This window comes from Kitasatospora sp. NPDC001095, from assembly GCF_053598615.1.
Genome location: NZ_JBSFKQ010000023.1, coordinates 36,240 through 51,316, shown reverse-complemented (window position 1 = coordinate 51,316; position 15,077 = coordinate 36,240). Strand labels below are relative to the sequence as shown.

14 protein-coding genes and 2 pseudogenes are annotated in these 15,077 nt (G+C 72.3%); 4 read left to right on the top strand and 12 right to left on the bottom strand.

The window, feature by feature from the left end:
* Positions 1–204: 204 nt before the first annotated feature.
* Positions 205–462, top strand: coding sequence for a hypothetical protein (locus ACWDBB_RS20270; RefSeq protein ID WP_449790972.1), 258 nt, complete (start codon positions 205–207; stop codon positions 460–462).
* Between the two features lie 296 nt (positions 463–758).
* On the opposite strand, the pseudogene ACWDBB_RS20265 reads toward ACWDBB_RS20270, so the two are convergent.
* Together ACWDBB_RS20265 and ACWDBB_RS20260 are read right to left on the bottom strand one after the other, a co-directional pair.
* Positions 759–977 (bottom strand): annotated as a pseudogene (locus tag ACWDBB_RS20265) (tetratricopeptide repeat protein); the annotation flags it as partial.
* A 36-nt stretch (positions 978–1,013) separates the two neighbouring features.
* The gene (locus ACWDBB_RS20260; protein WP_449790920.1) at positions 1,014–1,619 is read right to left on the bottom strand and encodes a 2'-5' RNA ligase family protein; all 606 of its coding nucleotides are present in this window, start codon (positions 1,617–1,619) and stop codon (positions 1,014–1,016) included.
* Between the two features lie 282 nt (positions 1,620–1,901).
* Here ACWDBB_RS20260 and ACWDBB_RS20255 point away from each other — a divergent pair, with 282 nt between their 5' ends.
* The 3 genes from ACWDBB_RS20255 to ACWDBB_RS20245 all read left to right on the top strand — a co-directional run bounded on the left by ACWDBB_RS20255 (position 1,902) and on the right by ACWDBB_RS20245 (position 5,049).
* Entirely contained in the window at positions 1,902–2,456 is a 555-nt protein-coding gene (locus ACWDBB_RS20255) for a TetR/AcrR family transcriptional regulator (protein ID WP_449790919.1), read from the top strand.
* 284 nt (positions 2,457–2,740) lie between these two features.
* Positions 2,741–3,778, top strand: coding sequence for an agmatine deiminase family protein (locus ACWDBB_RS20250; protein WP_449790918.1), 1,038 nt, complete (start codon positions 2,741–2,743; stop codon positions 3,776–3,778).
* Positions 3,779–3,882: 104 nt separating this feature from the next.
* A complete protein-coding gene (locus tag ACWDBB_RS20245; protein WP_449790917.1) occupies positions 3,883–5,049 on the top strand; it encodes an agmatine deiminase family protein in 1,167 nt (388 codons plus the stop codon).
* Positions 5,050–5,155: 106 nt separating this feature from the next.
* Here ACWDBB_RS20245 and ACWDBB_RS20240 read toward each other — a convergent pair whose 3' ends face one another.
* The 10 genes and pseudogenes from ACWDBB_RS20240 to ACWDBB_RS20195 all read right to left on the bottom strand — a co-directional run bounded on the left by ACWDBB_RS20240 (position 5,156) and on the right by ACWDBB_RS20195 (position 14,694).
* Entirely contained in the window at positions 5,156–6,313 is a 1,158-nt protein-coding gene (locus ACWDBB_RS20240; protein ID WP_449790916.1) for an agmatine deiminase family protein, read from the bottom strand.
* A 115-nt stretch (positions 6,314–6,428) separates the two neighbouring features.
* Entirely contained in the window at positions 6,429–6,734 is a 306-nt protein-coding gene (locus ACWDBB_RS20235) for a DUF4436 family protein (protein WP_449790915.1), read from the bottom strand.
* Positions 6,731–7,009 (bottom strand): hypothetical protein, encoded by a 279-nt coding sequence (locus ACWDBB_RS20230; RefSeq protein ID WP_449790914.1) that lies wholly within the window; start codon positions 7,007–7,009, stop codon positions 6,731–6,733. Before ACWDBB_RS20230 ends, ACWDBB_RS20235 begins: the two co-directional genes overlap by 4 nt.
* A 126-nt stretch (positions 7,010–7,135) precedes the next feature.
* Positions 7,136–7,933, bottom strand: a complete 798-nt coding sequence (locus tag ACWDBB_RS20225) for an ABC transporter ATP-binding protein (RefSeq protein ID WP_449790913.1) — start codon at positions 7,931–7,933, stop codon at positions 7,136–7,138.
* Positions 7,926–8,882, bottom strand: coding sequence for an ABC transporter ATP-binding protein (locus tag ACWDBB_RS20220; protein WP_449790912.1), 957 nt, complete (start codon positions 8,880–8,882; stop codon positions 7,926–7,928). The genes ACWDBB_RS20225 and ACWDBB_RS20220 overlap by 8 nt, the downstream gene beginning before the upstream one ends.
* A gap of 43 nt (positions 8,883–8,925) precedes the next feature.
* Positions 8,926–9,798, bottom strand: coding sequence for an ABC transporter permease (locus tag ACWDBB_RS20215; protein ID WP_449790911.1), 873 nt, complete (start codon positions 9,796–9,798; stop codon positions 8,926–8,928).
* Entirely contained in the window at positions 9,795–10,754 is a 960-nt protein-coding gene (locus tag ACWDBB_RS20210) for an ABC transporter permease (protein WP_449790971.1), read from the bottom strand. The genes ACWDBB_RS20215 and ACWDBB_RS20210 overlap by 4 nt, the downstream gene beginning before the upstream one ends.
* A gap of 14 nt (positions 10,755–10,768) precedes the next feature.
* Positions 10,769–12,421 carry an ABC transporter substrate-binding protein gene (locus ACWDBB_RS20205; protein WP_449790910.1) on the bottom strand — a complete coding sequence of 551 codons (1,653 nt, stop codon included), beginning with the start codon at positions 12,419–12,421 and terminating at the stop codon, positions 10,769–10,771.
* A gap of 160 nt (positions 12,422–12,581) precedes the next feature.
* Complete coding sequence (locus ACWDBB_RS20200; protein WP_449790909.1) at positions 12,582–13,601, bottom strand: agmatine deiminase family protein; 1,020 nt, start codon at positions 13,599–13,601, stop codon at positions 12,582–12,584.
* A 100-nt stretch (positions 13,602–13,701) separates the two neighbouring features.
* Positions 13,702–14,694: pseudogene (locus ACWDBB_RS20195) on the bottom strand (agmatine deiminase family protein).
* Positions 14,695–15,077: the final 383 nt, after the last annotated feature.

Genomic DNA, 15,077 nt, shown 5'->3' with positions numbered 1-15,077 from the left:
GGCGTCGAGGCATCCAGAAGGACATCCGCTCACCGAGATAGTGGTACCGCTCCATGCCGAGCCCAGCCGGTAAACCCGCAGCGTTCCGGCGGCTCGGGCCGCGCTCAGGGCCTGGTTGAACGGCCAGGCGTCGTAGTCAATGGGGGTGGTGTCGCTGCCGTACTGCTCGCTACTGCCGAGCAGTCCTCGCTCAGCTCGCGAACGATGGCTCGCCACGGGTGGAAGTCGTTGGCCTCGTTCCACGGCGCGACGTGGGAGGCCTGGATCGCCGGGCTCTGCAACGAGATCGAGCTGTCCTTCGTCACCGACCCGTACCGGGTCGAGGTGGTGCTGGAGTTCGACGAGCGCGGCACGTTCCACAGCGGCGACTCGGTGCACACGTTCCTGCCGGACCACGCGGCCGGGCAACACGACCTGACCGGCACGGTGGACGGCTGGATCCGCGGCGTGCTGGGCCACTGACCGCGCACGGGACCGTCAACCCCGGCGGCTACGACCGCGCGTCGGATCGGATCGATCAGTTGGTCGTGATGTCCGGGATGCCGGTCGGGGCGGGGACGGACTCGAAGGTGAAGCTCTGCCCGGTGGGCGGGGTGGCGCACGGGAGTTGCCGTGCGAGGACGCCCGGGGTGGCGATACCTCCGGGGATGGTGACGCACGCGTTGCTGTGCGCCGGCTGGATGAGGTAGCTCCCGGCACCTTCGGGAGACGGGCGCAGCCGGAACCGTTCGGCGGTGCCCCGCCGGCCGCAGTAGCTTCAGGGCCTGCCCCGGGCGGCCCGCCGTGGCGTAGGCGTTGACGAGGTTGCCGGCGGAGATCAGGGTGTCCGGGTGGTCCCAGCCGAGGACGCGCGAGCGGAGCGGCAGGACCCGCTCCGAGATTTCGACGGCCTCGTCGTGGCGCCCCGTCCTGCGGCACGACGCCGCGAGGTCCGCGAGGGCCGTGAGGGTGTAGGGGCCGGCGAGGCCGCCGGACACCCGCACCCGCGGCTGTCCTCGCGGACGCCCGGACCGTCACACGGGCCCGAGGTCCGGCAGATCCGGCAGCGGCCGGACCTCGCCCGTGCCCAGCTCGACTGTGAACCGGGCTCGCATCGGGCCGTCGCCCCGGCGGGAGAGGAGGGTGAGTTCGGTGACCCGTGCAGAGGTGGTGCCCAGGCGGGCGGCCAGCTGGGGCGCGAGCCGGCGCGGGTCCCGGGTCCGCCCCAGGGACAGGTGGGGCGTGAAGTCGTCCGCCCGACCCCGGCACCGGGGGAAGCGTTCCACCAGCGAGTCGTGCAGCGCCCGCCACGGGCCGGGGCCGCCGGCCGCCGGGTCGAGCCAGACCGTGGCGTCGTGGCGGTGGGAGAAGTGGCGCACCCCGTGCAGACGCGCCCTGAACGGGGCGTGCTCGGCCGCGGCGGCGCCCAGCAGCGGGAGCGCGGCCCCGAAGTCCGACTCCGGGACGAAGCCGAACAGCACGTTGACGTGCGGCGGCCATCGGCGGATCTGCGGATCGTGCTCCGCCCTGATCCGCTGGACGGCCCACCACAGTTCCGCCGGCGGCAACCAGGCAAGAGCCGTCCGGGGTGTCGGTCCGACGTCCAGGACTCCCGGAACGTCGATCGAAGGTCCGTCCACCCCTCCATGGTGACCACCGACACCGGGACCGGCGGCTCGGGACACCCCCGTGGTCGCCGACGGACCGGCGGCGTGCAGCTCGACGTGCCGGTCCGCCACCGGACGGCAGCGGCGCCGTAAGTATTCATGCATTCCTCCCCCGGGCCCCACCTTGTCCGAAAGCCGGCCTTCGGCCGCTCCGGCCCCCGCGTCCCAGCTGACAGGATTTTCAGCAGGGCGGGCGACCCTTCGCCCGACCCGCGGGTAAGGTGGTGAATCGTGTCTAGCCGTAAAACGTCGATCATGGAAGCAGCGGCGCGGGTGATCGCGCGGCGCGGGGTGCGCGGACTGCGCGTGGAGGAGCTCGCCGCGGAGGCGGGCGTGTCCACCGCGCTGATCTACTACCACTTCAAGGACCGCACCGGGATCCTCCGGCAGACGCTGGAGTTCATCAACGACCGGGCCGAACGCTACACGACCGAACGCGCTGCGGACGCGCCGCCGCTGACCGCCCGCGAGGAGCTGGAGCAGACACTGCTGCTGGAACTCCAGGACACCGTCGAGGTCCGGGAGAACAGCACCGCCTGGGGTGAGCTGCGGGCGAGCGCGGTGTTCGACGAGACCCTGCGCGAGGACCTGGCGCGGGCCACCCGGATCTGGGTCCAGGAGATCGCCGAACTGCTGGGCGTGGTGCAGCCGATGTCCTCGGCGGTCGCGCTGGCCGGCGCGGCGGAGCGACTGACCGCGCTGCTCGAGGGGCTGAGCACCCGCTGGCTCAGCGGCAGCCTGCCGATGGCGCACGCCCGAACGCTGATGATGGACGCGATCGACGCCGAGGCATCCCGGCTCGGGCCCTGAGCGGCATGATCAGGCCCTGACCGAGTCCCGCGCCGGGCCGCCACCCAGCCCGCGTTCCAGGCCTCCTCCCGCCCGATTCGTCACGCTTCGTACGCACTTTCCATCTGCGGAGTCATGGCACGCCGCCGACTTTGACTAATTTTTCAGTCAATGCGAGCCTGAACCCGCAGGCAGGGTGCTGCCGCCGGCCCGTCTCGCATGTGCGGCGGTGCGTCGCCTCGCGAAGAGTGGTCCTGGCGGCCCCGCACCCTGGCCCGGCACCGTCGCACGAACCGGAGACCCTCATGACCAGCTACCACGACGCACATGCCGCCGAGACCTACCCGTGGGTGCCCGCGGACGACGTCCCGCACGCGCGGACCTGGATGTCCTGGCCCTCCCGCCGGGGCGTGTGGGGCCTGCGCCTGGGCGGCGTCCAGGAGGACATCGCCCTGATCGCCCGCACCGTCGCCGAGTTCGAGCCGGTGGTCATGTGCGCCCCCGACGACTGGACCGCTGGCAAGGCCCGCGAGCGCTGCGGCTCCGAGGTGGAGGTGATCACCGCGATCCCCACCGACGACCTGTGGATGCGCGACATCGCACCGGTGTTCCGCCGGGACGGCTACGGCGGCCTGGACGCCGTGGTCCTCAACTTCAACGGCTGGGGCAACAAGCAGGTCCACTACGACGACGCCCGGGTCGCCGAGCGGATCGCCGCCCGCCGCGGGCTGCGCCACACCTACGCGGACTTCGTCGGCGAGGGCGGCGCGATCGAGACCGACGGCGACGGCACCGTGATGGCCACCGAGAGCAGCCTGGTCAACAAGAACCGCAACCGCGGCATGAGCCGGGACGAGATCGAGGAGTCCGTCCTGGAGGCCTACGGCGCCGACAAGATGATCTGGCTGCCCGGCATCAGGGGCCAGGACATCACTGACGACCACGTCGACGTCACCTCCCGGTTCGTCCGCCCCGGCGTGGTGATGGTGCAGTTGCCGCCCACCGACCGCAATGACGAGTGGGCGCGGGACGCCCGCGAGCAATTCACGATCCTCTCCTCCGCGACCGACGCGCAGGGCCGCCGCCTGCAGGTCATCGTGGTGCACGGCCCGGACACCGTCCGCTCGCGCAGCTCCAAGTTCGTGGACTCCTACCTCAACTTCCACCTCGTCAACGGCGGTGTCATCACCGCTCAGTTCGGCGACGCGTACAAGGACGCCGCAGCCCGGGACACCCTCGCCGCGGCCTTCCCCGGCCGCGAGGTGGTGCAGCTCGACGTCGACCGGCTGATGGCCGGAGGCGGCGGCATCCACTGCTCGACCATGCACGAGCCGATGCCATAGCGGCACCGGCCGCCCTCCGGAGGACCGCTCCGAGGGCCCTCCGCACGACCACCCGGGGGCCCGCCGCACGCCTCCGTCCTGCCACCATGACTGGAGTCACCCGCATGATCCATGCCTTGTCCCGCCGCTCCCTGATCCGTTCCCTCGCCGGGGTGGGCGCCGCCGCCGGTGTCGGCGCGCTCACCCTCGGTCTCACCGGCTGCGACCCCAACGGCGTCGAGGACGTCGACGGCGCCGTGCCGCCGCAGCCGGGCGGCACCGCCGGCCCGCGCCGCTTCGGCGCCGAGTGGGAGAAGCACCTGCGCACGGTGATGTCCTGGCCCGCCTCGGAAAACGTCTGGGGCGACCAGCTGCCCGACGTCCGCCGGGACGTGGCGGGCCTGGCCCAGGCCATCTCGGCCCGCGAGCCGGTCGTCCTGATGGCCCGCCCCGAGCAGGTGGACGCCGCCAGGAAGGCCTGCGGCTCGGCCGTCGAGGTGGTGCCGATCGCCGTCGACGACCTGTGGGCCCGGGACACCCTGCCGGTGTTCGTCGAGGAGGGCGGCAAGGTCAAGGGCGTCGACTTCAACTTCAACGGCTGGGGCGGCAAGCAGCAGCGCGGAAACGACTCCAAGGTCGCCCGGACGGTGCTGGCCGAGTACGGCGTGGAGCGGGTCGAGACCCGGCTGGTCGCTGAGGGCGGCTCCTTCGAGACGGACGGCCAGGGCACCCTGCTGGTCACCGAGAGCTCCGTCGTCAACGACAACCGCAACCCGGGGATGAGCCGCGACCAGGTCGAGGCGGAGCTGAAGAAGGCCCTCGGCGTGACCAAGGTGATCTGGCTGGCGGGCGTCAAGGGCAAGGACATCACCGACGCCCACGTGGACTGCCTGACCCGGTTCGTCGCGCCCGGAGTCGTCCTGCTCGACCAGGCCTTCCCCGGCAGCCCGGCGGACGTCTGGTCCCGCGCGGCCGACCAGGCCCGCGGCGTCCTCAACAACGCCACGGACGCGACCGGCAAGAAACTGCGGGTGATCGAGCTCCAGCAGCCCGACCCGGACAGGATCACCGGGCGCGGCGACGCCTTCGTCTCCTCGTACATGAACTTCTACATCGGCTCCAAGGGCGTCTACCTGCCGAAGTTCGGCGACGACCGGGCCGATGAGCGGGCGCAGCAGGTGCTCAAGCAGCACTTCCCGGGGCGGGAGATCGTGCCGGTGAAGATCGACGCGATCGCGGCCGGTGGCGGCGGGATCCACTGCGCCACCCACGACATCCCCGCGCTCGGCTGACCGGGCGGGCCGGCCCGGGACCCGTTGTTGACCCCGGGCCGGCAACCCTTCGGGGTCGGGCCCGGTCGACGGGCCGGATCCCGTCCCGTCGGGCTCTCGCGCGACTTCAGGCGGCGGGCTGCTGCTGGGTGGCGCAGTGGATGCCGCCGCCGCCCGCGGCGATGTGGTTGATGGTCAGCTGGGTGACCTTTCGGCCGGGGTGGAGACCGCCGATGACGCCGGCCGCATGGTCGTCGGCGGCCTTGTCGCCGAAGCGCGGGACGATGACGCCTCCGTTGCAGACGTAGTAGTTGATGTAGGTGGCGAGGAAGTTCTTGCCCGCGCCCTGGATCAGGCCGAGGTCCGGCTCGGGGAGGTCGACCACCTTGAGCGTCCGGCCCCTGGCGTCGGTCGCGGACTGCAGCACCTGGAGGGCCTGCGCGGAGGCGCTGGTCCAGACGTCCGGCGGGGTGTCGGCGGCCGGGCGGTGCAGCACGACGGTTCCGGGCTCGGCGAAGCGGGCCAGGGCGTCGACGTGGCAGTCGGTGATGTCCTGCCCGGCGACGCCCTTGAACCAGATCACCTTCTCGACGCCGAGCAGCTCCTTGAGGCTCGCCTCGATCTGGTCGCGGCTCTTGCCGGGGTTGCGGTTGTCGTTGGCCCAGGAGCTCTCGGTGGCCATCAGGGTGCCCTCGCCGTCCACCTCGATGCCGCCGCCCTCACCGGTGATCGGCGCCTGGAGGCGGGTGATGCCGTAGTGGTCGAGGAGGTTGCGGGCCGCCTGGCTGTCGTTGGCGTGGGTCTGCTTGCCGCCCCAGCCGTTGAAGTTGAAGTCGACCCCGGCGAGGCCCTGGGAGCCGGTGACGAAGGTCGGGCCGGTGTCCCGGGCCCACAGGTCGTCGACCATCAACTCCAGCACCTCGACCGAGGAGCCACAAGCCTGGCGTGCCTGGTCGGCCTGGTCGGGCCTGGCCAGCAGGACGACCGGTTCGAAGCCCGCGACAGTCTGGGCCAGCGAGGCGATGTCCTGCCGGACGCCGGGGAGTTGGTCACCCCACACCTCCTCCAGGGCCGGCCAGGCCATGAAGGTGCGGGTGTGCGGGCTCGACTCGGCGGGCATCGCCCTCCCGGCGGCGGCGGCCGGGCCGCTGCCCGAGGCCGCGCCGCTCGGCCCGGGCTGCTCCTCCGCGCCGCCGTCGGAGGAGCAGCCGCCGGCCAGGGCCAGGGCGGCGAGCGCGGCCGCGGACTGCAGGAGGGCGCGGCGGGACGACCGGGGGTCAGCCATGGAGCCTCGTTCCGGTAGGTGTCGGGGTTCGGCTCCGCAGGCTACTGACAGGAAGATCAGGATCCGGTGCGGCGCGCCTCCACCGTTCGGGGGAATCCGCCCACCCGCCGTCCGCTCAGGAGGCGTCTGCGGCCTCTGCGTCCTCCCGTTCGCGGCGCAGCCGGTGCTCGGTGCGGATGCCGCACCACGCGGTGCAGGCCAGGCTCGCGGCGATGATCCCCTCGGCCCAGAAGAACGCCACGTAGTCCATCAGCGAGCCGATCGGCGGCGAGCCGGGGGCGGCGTTGCGCATGCCGATCAGGGCGAAGAGGCTCGCCGCCATCCAGCCCAGGGAGGGCCAGACCAGCCCCTCGCGCTTGCGGTGGAGCACCTCGGCGGCGCCGAGGACGGCCAGGGCGATGGCCCACATCGCCGCGATCATGAACCAGGAGAGGATGAAGGTGCTGCGGGAGCGGGTGATCCTGGCGTCCAGGGTCGGGCGGTGACGTCCAGTTCGATCCAGTCGGGGGCCGACGGCATCGCCAGCTCCCTGGTCTGCTCGCGGGTGTTGCGTTCGTTGAGGTACAGCCCGATGCCCGCTCCGCACAGGGTGATGACCACCGCCAGGACGGCGGTGAACCGCCAGTGGCGGCGGCGTCGGGGGGCCGGGCGCACGGCCGGTTCGGTCGCGGCGGTTTCGTCGATGGTGACCTGCACGGTCGTCCTTTCTGCGGCGGAACGCGCCGGGCCGGCAGGGTCGCTGCCGGCCCGGCGCCGTCCGCCGGTCGTACTCGTTCACCCGGGACCCGGCAGGTCCCACCACCTGTCGGGGCCCGGGCCGTCTTACAGTGCGCGGCGCGCGGCGGCGATCCGGTCGGGATCCCAGCCGGGCCGGGGGACGGACTCCAGCAGCAGCCTGGTGTAGGCGTGCTCCGGGGAGTCCAGGACGTGGGCGGTGGGGCCGGATTCGACGATCCGTCCGTGGCGCATCACGACGACCTCGTCGGTGACGCAGCGGACCACGCCGAGGTCGTGAGTGATGAAGAGGTAGCCGATACCGGTCTCCTCGCGGATGTCGGCGAGCAGGTTGAGCACCTGCGCCTGGACCGAGACGTCCAGGGCGGCGACCGCCTCGTCCAGGACCAGGACGGCCGGTCGCACGGCCAGCGCCCGGGCGATGGCGACGCGCTGGCGCTGGCCGCCGGAGAGCTGCCGGGGCAGCGCCTCGGCGGCCCGGGTGCCCAGGCCGACCTGGTCGAGGAGTTCCCGGATCCGGGCCGGGTGGTCGGTGTCGGGGAAGTGCAGCCTCAGGGTCTCGCGCAGGACGGCCTCGACGCTGGTGCGCGGGTCCAGGGACAGGTACGGGTCCTGGAAGACCATCTGGACCTCGCGGGCGCGGGCCAGCCGTTCGGCCCTCCCCCGCGCCCGGCCGCTCCGGGCCCGGCCGTGGACCAGCACTTCGCCCGCGTCGGCCTGTTCGAGGCCGACCACGATCCGGGCGGTGGTGGTCTTGCCCGAGCCGGACTCGCCGACGATGCCGAGCGAGGCGCCGGCGTCGAGGGTGAAGGAGACGTCGTCCACGGCCTGCACGGAGCCGAAGGTGCGGCGCAGTCCGCTGACCCGCAGGACGGGCTCAGCCATCGGTGCGGCTCCCTTCGAGCGGGTGGTGGCAGGCGGACGGGTGCTCGCCCTGCTGCACGGGCACCTGCTCGCGGCAGATCCCGGTTGCGTGGCGGCAGCGTTCGGCGAACGCGCAGCCGGTCAACTCCTCCCGAAGGTCAGGCGGTTGGCCGTCGATGGCGGCGAGCCGGCCGGCCGGGGCATCCAGCGCCGGGGTGGCCGCGAGCAGCGCGGCGGTGTACGGGTGGCGGGGCCGCTCGAACAGCGCTGCGGCGGGGCCGTGTTCGGCGATCCGCCCGGCGTACATCACGTAGACCCGGTCGCTGATCGCGGCGGCGAGGCCGAGGTCGTGGGTGACGAACAGCAGGCCGGTGCCGAAGCGTTCGCGCAGCCGGCCGAGCAGGGCGACCACCTCGGCCTGGCTGGTGACGTCGAGCGCGGTGGTGGGTTCGTCGGCGAGCAGCAGGACCGGGTCGCCCATCAGGGCGGCGGCGATCATGACGCGTTGCAGCATGCCGCCGGAGAGCTGTCCGGGGTAGCGGCGCAGCAGGTCCGGCTTGAGGCCGACGGCGTCGAGGAGTTCCACGGCACGCCGGTCGGCGTCTGCGGCACTCATCGTGCCGGTGAGCCGCACGCTCTCGGTGAGGAAGTCGCCGATCCGGCGCAGCGGGTTGATGGCGGCTCGGGGGTCCTGGAAGATCATTGCGGCCCGGCCGGTGCGCAGGGCGCGCAGCCGGCCGGGGTCCATGGTCAGGACGTCCTGGCCGCCGACCAGGACCTTCCCCTCGGCCTCGGCGCCTGGTGGCAGCAGGCCGAGGGCGGCGCGGGAGGTGAGGGTCTTGCCGGAGCCGGACTCGCCGACCAGGGCGACCGTCTCACCGGCACCGACGGTGAGGTCGACGCCGTCGAGGACGGGGCGGGCGGTGCCGGGCAGTCGGAGCCGGAGGCCCTGGATGTCGAGGCCGTTCACTCGGTCCTTCCAGTGGTGCGGTGGTCGTTCACGTGCTTCCCGTTCATGCGGACCTCCGGGCGACCTGGTCGGCCCAGCGTTCGCCAACCACGTTGAAGGCGACGACGGTGAGCACGATCAGGGCGCACGGCAGGATCGCGGAGAGCGGGTAGCCGTGCTGGATCGCGGTCTGGCCGTCGAAGACCATCCGGCCCCAGTCGGGGGTGAGGGCGGGGACGCCGAGTCCGAGGAACGACAGGCCGGCCAGGTCCATCAGGGCGTAGCCGAAGTTGACCGCGGACTGGGCGAGGACGATCGGCACGATGTTGGGCAGGACGTGCCGCAGGCAGATCTGCACCGCGGAGTGGCCCTGGACCTGGTACGCGGAGACGTAGGGGCGGGTCCGTTCGGCCAGCACCAGCGAGCGGGTGAGGCGGGAGACGTAGGGCAGGTAGGCGATCGCCAGGGCGACGACCGGGGCGAGCAGGCCCTCCCCGTACACCGAGACGATCAGGATGGCGAGCAGCATGCCGGGGAAGGCGAAGACCAGTTCGGTGCTGCGGGACAGGACGGAGTCGAGCCAGCCGCCCCGCCAGCCGGCGGCGAGGCCGACCGCGATGCCGGCGACGGTGGAGAAGACCACCACGCCGAGCGGCCCGAGCAGCGAGGTGCGGGCGCCGGTCAGCAGCCGGGAGAGGGTGTCGCGCCCGGCGGCGTCGACGCCGAGCAGGTGGTCGGGCGAGGGCCCGGCGAGGGCGTTGCCGAGGTCGACGCCGTTCGGGTCGTACGGCGCCAGCCAGGGCGCGAGCAGCGCGGCGAGCACCACCAGGGCGGCGAAGCCGAGGCAGATCAGGTGGAGCGGGCCGCCGGCGGACTTGAGTCGGGCGAGGCCGGGACGGCGGGTGAGGCCCGGCCGTTGGGTGAGACCGGTACTCATGCGTCGGACCTCCTGGAGCCGAGGGTGACCCGGGGGTCGACCAGCGGGTGGAGCAGGTCGACGATCAGGTTCACGGTCATGAACAGGGCGACGATGATCAGTGAGATGGCCTGGACGGTCGGGAAGTCCTTGGTGGTGGTGGACAGTTCGAGCAGCTGGCCGAGCCCGCCGATGCTGAACGCGGACTCCACCAGGATCGTGCAGACCAGCAGGGTGGAGACGATCAGGCCGCCGGTGGTCAGCACGGTGCCCAGCGCGTTGCGGAACACGTGGCGGCTGATCACATCGCGCTCCGGGACGCCCCGGCTGCGGGCCACGGTGACGTGCTCGCCCTCCAGGGCCTCCAGCATCGCCGAGCGGGTGACCCGGGCGAGCATGCCGATCAGGTACAGCGCGAGGGCGATCGCCGGGAGGGTGAGGTGCCAGAGCATGTCGCCGAGGCCGTCCCCGGCGCCGCTGGTCGGAAACCAGCCCAGCTTCACCGCGAACAGGCCCTGGAGCAGGACGGCCGCGACGAAGGAAGGCGTGCCGAGGGCGAAGGTGGTGGTGACCAGGATGGTGGAGTCGGTCGCGCCGCCGCGCACCGCGCCGAGCCGGCCGAGCAGCAGGCCGACGACGACCACGACCACCAGGGCCATGGCCACCAGCAGCGTGGTCGCCGGGAGCCGGTCGGCCAGCAGCTTGGAGACGTCGGTGCGGTAGGTGATGGAGCGCCCGAAGTCGCCCTGGAGGACCTGGCCCAGCCACCGGAGGTAGCGGACCAGGAACGGGTCGTCCAGGTGGTACTGCTCGTTGATCGCCTGGAGGGCCTCCGGGGAGGCCGACCGGCCGGACAGCAGGAAGCTCGCCGGGTTGCCCGGCGCCACGTACATCGCGCCGAACACCACGAAGGACGCGCCGAGCAGGGTGGCCGCCATCTCCAGCAGGCGCCGGGCCGCGAACCTCAGGAAGCCCATCGCTCCGGGGGAGTTCACCGGGCGGCCCCCACGTCGGCGGCCCACGGGTAGTACATGTACGAGATGGTGGTCGGGGCGCCGGTGATCCGCTTGTTGAGGAAGAGGGCGGTGGGCCACTCGGCGACCGGGATCCAGAGCAACTGCTGGGAGGCGGTCTGCTGGAGCTTGGCCTCGATCGCGGCGCGCTTGGCCGGGTCGTACTCGGCGGTGCCCTGATCGACCAGGGCGTCGTAGGCCTGGTCGCTGTAGCCGCCGAAGTTCTGGTAGGCGCCGGTCTTGAAGTTGGTGAGCAGGTCGAGCGGGTCGGTCACCGAGTCGTAGTAGGTCTCGGGGATGAGGTCCAGGCCCTCGCGGGCCTTGGGGTCGGTGAACAGCGCGGTGAAGGCGTTCGGGGCGATGGTCTTGAGCCGGATGTTCAGCCCGATCCGCGCGCCGGCGGACTGGACGGCGGTGGCGAGCAGCGAGACGTCCTGGCCGATGGTGCTGGTGGCGACGGTGACGGTCTTGCCGTTCGCACCGGCTTCCTTGATCAGGGCCTTGGCCTGGTCGAGGTCCTGGGCGGTGGGGGTGAGGTTCTCGAAGGCGCTCTTGCGGACGTCGTCGGGGGCCCCGGCCCAGGCGGCCTTGGTGGTGAGCGAGCCGGTGACGGTGCCGGCGCCGGCCAGGCCGGTCTTGACGAAGCCGGAGCGGTCGAGCGCCAGGGACAGCGCCTTGCGGACCCCGACGTCGCCGAGCGCGCCCTGCATGTTGGTGACGTTGAGGTTGACGGTGCTCAGGCCCTCGCCGAAGTACAGCGTGCCCGGGCCGGTCTTCTTCAGCCGGTCGTAGCTCTCGGTGGGGATCAGGTAGCCGCCGTCGACCTCACCGCTGAGCATCGCGTTGGTGCGGGCGGAGGGGTCGGTGAGGAAGCGGAAGACGGCCTTCTTGGCCTTGGCCTTGGTGCCCCAGTAGTCGTCGAACCGCTCCAGCTCGATCAACTGGCCTTTGGCCCAGGCGCCCAGCTTGAAGGGCCCGGTGCAGTCCAGGCTGCCAGCGGTGCCGTAGTCCTTGCCCGCCGACTCCACCCCGGTCCTGGCCGCGACCACGCCGGCCGCGGTGGCCATGTACTGCGGGAACTGGGAGTCGGGGCGCTTGAGCTTGACGGTCGCCTGGAGCGGGCCGGTCGCAGTGACCGAGTCGACGTTCTGGAACACCTGGGCCCAGGCCGCCGCGTTGTCCGGGGCGGTCTGGCGGCCGAAGCTGTAGACCACGTCGTCGGCGGTCATCACCGAGCCGTCGTGGAAGTGCACGCCGGAGCGCAGGTCGTAGACCCAGGTGGTCGGGTCCGGGTTGGAGGCCTTCTCGGCCAGTCCGGGGGCCAGGGTGAGCTGGGGCGTCCAGCGCATCAGGCTCTCGCAGACGTTGGACAGGATGGTGTTCTGCGGGTAGTCGAAGGCCTGGACGTAGTCGAGCGTGGGCGGCTCGGCGTAGGTGGCCCAGGTGAAGGAGTCGATGTCGCCCTTGGCGGTCGGCGTGGTGGCGGACAGCTGGACGCCGGCCTGGTCGCCGCCGCCGTTGCGCGGCGGGCCGGAGCAGGCCGCGACCAGGGCCGCGGCCGAGAGCAGGGCCGTGGCGGCGAGGACGAGCCGGCCCGGGGAGGGGATGCGTCTCGCGGGGGTGAGGGTCATGGGGTGGGCTTTCGGTCGGAGCGGGGAGAGGACGTGGGGCCGCGCGGTCTCGCGGGCGTCCGGTCCGGACCGCTGGCGGCCGGACCATGGTCGGGTCCGGCCGCTGGTGAGGGTTGGGTGAGCGTACGGCCCTGCTTCCGGCGGGCCGCGCAGGGGGACGTCAGGCGCGGGCGGCCGGGACCTGCTGGGTGATGCAGTGGATGCCGCCGCCGCCCCAGGCGATCACCCGGGAGCGGACGCCGACGACCTTGCGGCCCGGGTACGCCCCGGCCAGCACGGCGAGGGCGCCCTCGTCGGCGGGGTGGTCGGCCACCGGGACGACGACCGCGCCGTTGGCCAGGTAGTAGTTGAGGTAGCCGACCTCGACCTCGCGGCCGTCCACCTCGACGAAGGCGGCCTGCGGCACGTCGACGATCTCGAACGGGCGGCCCTGGGCGTCGGTGGAGTGCTCCAGCACGGCGCGGTTGGCCCGCATCCGGGCGTAGTCGGGGTGCTCCGGGTCGGCCGGGAGCTGGACGACGACCTTGCCGGGCGCGGCGAAGGCGCAGACACCGTCCACGTGGCCGTCGGTCTCGGTGTCCAGCAGCCCGCCGTAGGGCAGCCAGATCACCTTGGTGACGCCGAGGCGCTGCTTGAGCTCGGCCTCGATCTCCTCGCGGCTCATGCCGGGGTTGCGGTTGGGGTGCAGCAGGCACTGCTCGGTGGTGATCAGGGTGCCCTCGCCGTCGACGGTGATCGCGCCGCCCTCGAGGATCATCTCGGAGCGGACGGCCGGGACGTCGAGGTGCTCCAGCAGCAGGCCACTGATCCGGTCGTCGGCGTCCCAGGGGTGGTGCTTGCCGCCCCAGGCGTTGAAGCGGAAGTCCACGCCGGCCCGGCGGCCCTCGGCGTCGAGCACGAAGATCGGCGCGGAGTCGCGGAACCAGGAGTCGTCCAGCGGCAGCTCGACGACGGTGACGCCGGCGGCGCCCGCGCCGCACAGGGCGCGCGCCTCCTCGCCGTGGCCGGGCGGGGCGACCATCGTCACCGGCTCGAACTCGGCGATGGCGCGGGTGACTTCGGCGTACTCGCGCTTCACCTCAGCGAGCGTGGCGCCCCACAGGTCCTCACGGACGGGCCAGGCCATCAGGCAGCCCTCGTGCTCGGTCCACTCGGCGGGCATGCGGTACGGGACGGTCACGGGATACCTCTTCGGGATCGGGTGTGCGGGTGGAACGGTGGACCCGGCGGCCCGCTCCGTGGGGTTGGCCTGCGGGCCGCCGGGAGTCTCGGGTGGTGACTCAGACGGCCGGCGGGACGCTGGGCTGGGACTGGGTCGCGCAGTGGATGCCGCCACCGCCGCTGGCGATGTTGTCGATGTTCAGCTGGACGACGTCGCGGTCCGGGTAGGCGGCCTAGAGAATCGCGTAGGCGGCTCCGTCGGCCACCGCGTCGCCGAACCGCGGGACGAACACGGCGCCGTTGGCGGTGTAGTAGTTGGTGTAGCTGGACAGGAAGTCCTTGCCCCTGCCGCGGATCAACTGCCGGTCCGGGCCAGGCAGTTCCGTGATGGCCAGTGGGCGGCCCTGCGCGTCGGTGGCGTTCGCCAGGATCCGCTTGGACTCCGGGTAGACGTCGATCCAGATCTGCGCGGTGCCCGGGCCGGGCTGGTCGAGGATGACCCGGCCGGGCGCGGTGAAGCGGGCCAGGCAGTCGATGTGGCCGTCGGTGATGTCCTGGCCGGCCAGGCCCGGGAGCCAGATCACCTTGCTCACGCCGAGGCCGTCCTTGAGGGCCTGCTCGACCTGGTCCTGGGACATGCCGGGGTTGCGGTTGGCGTTGACCAGCGAGCTGACGGTGGCCAACAGGGTGCCCTGGCCGTCCGTCTCCAGCGAGCCGCCCTCGCCGGTGAACGGGGCGGTGATCCGGTTGACGCCGTAGCCGTGGAGCAGGGTGGCCGCGACGGCGGCGTCCTCGGCGTAGGGCTGGTAGTAGGACGTACCGCTCTTGCCCCAGCCGTTGAAGTTGGTGTCGAGCCCGGCGACCGCGCCCGGGGCGGTGAGGAAGGTCGGGCCGAAGTCCCGGATCCACAGGTCGTCGTTGGCGATCTCCAGCACGGTGATGCCGTGGGTGCTGCCCCGGCCCAGCCAGTACCGGGCGTCAGCGGCCTGGCTCGGGCGGGCCAGCACGACGACCGGCTCGTACTTGGAGATCGCGTAGGCGACCCGGGCGATGTCGTCGCGGACCCCGGAGAGCTGTCGGCCCCAGATCGCGGACAGGGCGGGCCAGGCCATGAAGGTGCGGTCGTGCCGGTCGGTCTCGGCCGGCATCCGCAGCGGCGGAGTGGCTGTGGCCGCCTGGAGACCGGCGCTCGACGCGTAGTCCGTGCTCGGAGCGAAGTCGCCCGGGGCGTAGTCGGTGCCCGCCGCGTGAGCGGCGGTGGGCAGCACCGCGCCGAGGGACAACACCGGCAGGGCCGCGGCTCCGAACTGGAGCAGCTTTCTGCGCGAGGGCATGGGGGTGGCCTCGGAAGACGTGGGGATGATCATGAAACGCTCCCTGGAAGTGGTGGGAGAGGTGTGGGGGTTGCCCGCATCCTGCACCTCACTGAAAATTCAGTCAACCCTGTAGGCCGAACCAAACCAAAGCGACTGACGAAATAGTCAGGATTTCGTCA

Bases quoted from the DNA above. Each gene is read 5' to 3' on its own strand.
- ACWDBB_RS20270 (WP_449790972.1), top strand. From the start codon at position 205: ATGGCTCGCCACGGGTGGAAGTCGTTGGCCTCGTTCCACGGCGCGACG.
- ACWDBB_RS20255 (WP_449790919.1), top strand. From the start codon at position 1,902: ATGGAAGCAGCGGCGCGGGTGATCGCGCGGCGCGGGGTGCGCGGACTG.
- ACWDBB_RS20250 (WP_449790918.1), top strand. From the start codon at position 2,741: ATGACCAGCTACCACGACGCACATGCCGCCGAGACCTACCCGTGGGTG.
- ACWDBB_RS20245 (WP_449790917.1), top strand. From the start codon at position 3,883: ATGATCCATGCCTTGTCCCGCCGCTCCCTGATCCGTTCCCTCGCCGGG.
- ACWDBB_RS20240 (WP_449790916.1), bottom strand. From the start codon at position 6,313: ATGGCTGACCCCCGGTCGTCCCGCCGCGCCCTCCTGCAGTCCGCGGCC.
- ACWDBB_RS20235 (WP_449790915.1), bottom strand. From the start codon at position 6,734: ATGATCGCGGCGATGTGGGCCATCGCCCTGGCCGTCCTCGGCGCCGCC.
- ACWDBB_RS20225 (WP_449790913.1), bottom strand. From the start codon at position 7,933: ATGGCTGAGCCCGTCCTGCGGGTCAGCGGACTGCGCCGCACCTTCGGC.
- ACWDBB_RS20215 (WP_449790911.1), bottom strand. From the start codon at position 9,798: ATGAGTACCGGTCTCACCCAACGGCCGGGCCTCACCCGCCGTCCCGGC.
- ACWDBB_RS20210 (WP_449790971.1), bottom strand. From the start codon at position 10,754: ATGGGCTTCCTGAGGTTCGCGGCCCGGCGCCTGCTGGAGATGGCGGCC.
- ACWDBB_RS20205 (WP_449790910.1), bottom strand. From the start codon at position 12,421: ATGACCCTCACCCCCGCGAGACGCATCCCCTCCCCGGGCCGGCTCGTC.